The sequence below is a fragment of the Secundilactobacillus folii genome (assembly GCF_009720675.1).
In the GTDB taxonomy this organism is placed as follows: domain Bacteria; phylum Bacillota; class Bacilli; order Lactobacillales; family Lactobacillaceae; genus Secundilactobacillus; species Secundilactobacillus folii.
The window spans coordinates 1-1,006 of the sequence record NZ_WNJO01000035.1; the positions used below are offsets into that span (position 1 = coordinate 1).

The 1,006-nt window shown below is 39.2% G+C and carries 2 protein-coding genes; both read right to left on the bottom strand.

Annotation, left to right across the window (positions count from 1 at the left end):
- Positions 1-303 (bottom strand): IS3 family transposase (locus GM612_RS12165; protein WP_155432606.1); only part of this gene is annotated, 303 nt, incomplete at its 3' end.
- 125 nt (positions 304-428) lie between these two features.
- On the bottom strand, positions 429-953 hold the full coding sequence (locus tag GM612_RS12170; protein ID WP_173021288.1) for a helix-turn-helix domain-containing protein: 525 nt from the start codon (positions 951-953) through the stop codon (positions 429-431).
- Between the last annotated feature and the right edge of the window lie 53 nt (positions 954-1,006).

Genomic DNA, 1,006 nt, shown 5'->3' on the forward strand with positions numbered 1-1,006 from the left:
ACCGTTTTTAAGTTTTACTTGTGTAATATCTGTGTGTAAAACCGTATACGGAATAGTGGCGATAAAACGACCCTTCAAAATATTTGGAGTGGTCTTTTTGTCGCCCTCGTAAGAGCTATATTTCTTTGTTGTGTGCGTAGTGTAGAGGGTGTTGTTAATACCAACCTCTGCCATTAATTCACGGAGTTTAGTGTCTGAAACATGCAGCTTAAATTGGTCCCAAAGAACTAATGAAATACGCCGGTAACCATAGGTTTTAAAGCTGTCTTGATAAATTTGAAGAATTGCTTGCTTAATTTCCAAATATTTATCAACTTCAGAAGCTATTCGCTTCTTTTCATCATAGTAAGTAGGTCGCTTAAGCTCAACATGTTTTAATAAGCTAGTCACTGAATAGTTGTGGTGGTTATCTTCCCGGACTGAATCAACTACTTGGGTCTTTTCTCGGTTTGAGAGTTCTCCAATCGGGGTGGCAATTTTTTTAGAATTGCAATATCCATCTTAGCGTCACTTAGTTCAGCCTCTAGCTCTGCTATTCGTCGTTCAGACGCTGATTTTTTACGCTTTGAAGAGTTGTTTTTCTTGGCGTTTTTCATCTGAGATTCTCCCTTTAGGTGACGGCGCACTTCTTTAATGCCGCCCTGTTTAAACTGGCGATCCCATTTATAAATCATATCCTGGGGGACATCAACAGCGTCGGCAATCTCTTTGACCGTAATAGCACCAGTTTCTAAGTATTCTAACACTTTTGAAGCTAGTTCAATACTATAAAAACGTTTCTTAACGCTAGGTTGGAGATTCTCAAAGCCGTGCACTTTCACCCAACGCCCCCATGCCTGGACAGTAGGAGCTGGCACATCATACTTCTCGGCAACCTCATTAGAATTCAGTGGTCCATTTAAATACTCTTGGAGTATCTGCGTTTTGAATTTTACACTATAGAAAGTTTTCATACAAAAATACCTCATAATAGTTAGATTATGTCTAACTATTATGAGGCACTTCA